The following is a 242-nucleotide window of genomic DNA, read 5'->3' as shown; positions in this document are numbered from 1 at the left end:
GGCGTCGTCGTGGGGGACCCACTCGAAGCGCAGGCCGCTGGTCTGCTGGGATATCTCCTCGCCGAAGTTCTGCCCAGTTTCGCTTTCCAGCGTGACGACCTGGCTCTCTAAGGTCTCGACGAGCTCCTCGCCGGTGAGCTCAAGCGAGATGACCGTGTTCGGGAACGGCAACGTGTTGAAGATGTCACCGCCGGTGATCTCGCCGGGCCCGTACACCGAGTCCGAGCGGATACCGCCCGCGT

1 protein-coding gene is annotated in these 242 nt (G+C 64.5%); it reads right to left on the bottom strand.

What is annotated here, in order from left to right:
• On the bottom strand, positions 1–242 hold a 242-nt coding region (locus EXE42_RS17950; protein WP_199240823.1), incomplete at both ends, for a 5'-nucleotidase C-terminal domain-containing protein.

It is taken from the genome of Halorubrum sp. SP3, from assembly GCF_005435195.1.
GTDB classification, from domain to species: Archaea; Halobacteriota; Halobacteria; order Halobacteriales; family Haloferacaceae; genus Halorubrum; species Halorubrum sodomense.
Note: the sequence above shows the minus strand (reverse complement) of the source record. Positions and strands in the feature narration are given on the sequence as shown.